The sequence below is a fragment of the Cloacibacillus sp. genome (genome assembly GCA_036655895.1).
In the GTDB taxonomy this organism is placed as follows: domain Bacteria; phylum Synergistota; class Synergistia; order Synergistales; family Synergistaceae; genus JAVVPF01.
In genome coordinates this window covers 1-1647 of sequence record JAVVPF010000112.1, presented here as the reverse complement: position 1 = coordinate 1647, position 1647 = coordinate 1, and the positions used below count along the sequence as shown (strand labels likewise).

1 protein-coding gene is annotated in these 1647 nt (G+C 47.4%); it reads left to right on the top strand.

Going from position 1 to position 1647, the window contains the following annotated elements:
* Positions 1-125: 125 nt before the first annotated feature.
* The gene (locus RRY12_13145; GenBank protein MEG2185620.1) at positions 126-1436 is read left to right on the top strand and encodes a Na+/H+ antiporter NhaC family protein; all 1311 of its coding nucleotides are present in this window, start codon (positions 126-128) and stop codon (positions 1434-1436) included.
* The last annotated feature ends 211 nt before the right edge of the window (positions 1437-1647 follow it).

Below are 1647 nucleotides of genomic sequence, written 5' to 3'. Positions count from 1 at the left end.
AAAGAGCTTTGATATTTTTCTAATACCCACCGCCTATCCTCCATATATAAGCAAGCCCCCCTCGTTGGAACCTTTTACTAATCGACACCGTCACGTCACTCTATTCGAACTCTGGAGGTAAGACCATGTTACTTTTTAATCCTGTGGTTGTTTCAGTAACTGTTATGATCGTACTCTGCCTTTTCAATATGAACATAGTGCTTGCATTGCTTCTGGCTGCCATCGCCGGAGGCCTCTCTGCCGGAATGACGATCCCCGGCACAATGAGCATACTTATTAATGGAATGGGCGGGAACGCGGAAACTGCGCTTGCGTATTTTCTTCTTGGAACCTTCGCTGTGGCAATAAATCAGACTGGCCTACCTTCGGTTGCGTGCAAAAAAATAGCGGCGATGGTTGGGAAACGCAAAATTTTTCTAATGTTTCTCATCGCATTCATCGCCTGTCTTTCAGGAACCGTTATACCCGTCCATATCGCGTTTATCCCCATACTCATTCCACCGCTCCTTTTTCTTTTGAACAAACTTAAAGCCGACCGCCGTCAAGTCGCGTGCGCGCTCGCCTTCGGACTAAAATGTCCTTACATAACGTTGCCTATAGGATATGGACTTATCTTTCAGGGTATCATAGCCGCGGAGATGGGACGCAACGGCGTTCCTCTGGATAAGGCTATGGTGCCGCATTTTACATGGATACTTGGCGTTGGGATGATAATTGGTCTGCTCATCGCGGTCTTTGTATCATACAACAAACCTAGAACATACGAAGACAAGCCCATAATAGGCGGAGTCAATATCGAAGACCTCCCTGATTCATTTACAAAGACTCATTACATGACAATGGTAGCAATAGTCGCCGCTTTTGCCATGCAGCTTTGGTCTGGTTCCATGCCGCTAGGCGCACTTGCCGCGATTTTAGTGATGATCGTCACCGGTGTTCTCAAATTCAAAGACATTGACGAAAGCTTTATGGGAGGGCTTGCCATTATGGGCCTTATCGCATTCGTCATGCTCATTGCAGCAGGCTACGGAAACGTGCTTCGTGAGACAAAGTCAGTTGAGCATCTGGTAAACAGTATTGTCGGGATGGTGGGCGGCAGTAAGTTCTGGGGCGCATTGCTGATGCTCATGGTTGGGCTTCTCGTCACAATGGGCATAGGAACCTCTTTCGGAACAGTTCCAGTCATTGCGGCTATATATTGTCCGCTTGCGCTACAGCTTGGCTTCTCCGCCGGAGCGACAGCGTGTCTGATAGCGGCGGCCGGAGCGCTTGGCGACGCGGGATCGCCGGCATCCGATACAACGCTTGGCCCCACGGCTGGACTGAACGCGGACGGACAGCACAATCATATATGGGATACCTGTGTCCCGACATTTCTCCATTACAACATCCCACTCTTCATCGCCGGAATGATAGGCGCGCTGGTACTGTTTTAAAATCAACCTCAAACCGCAAGAGTTTGTATTTCAATCATAGAAAAAGCTGAACTTTACTCTTTGCTATGATCGCCGCAGTTTTATGGTTTTTCAATTTTAAATATTGTGACTATACAATATATATGCTATCTAATATAGCATCATATCAATTACAGGGGGCGGTATCATTTGAAGGACGCAAAGAGGGCATTTGAGACTGCGCAAAAATATA

Excerpts from the sequence above, each read along its gene's own strand:
- RRY12_13145 (MEG2185620.1), top strand. The coding sequence starts at position 126 with ATGTTACTTTTTAATCCTGTGGTTGTTTCAGTAACTGTTATGATCGTA.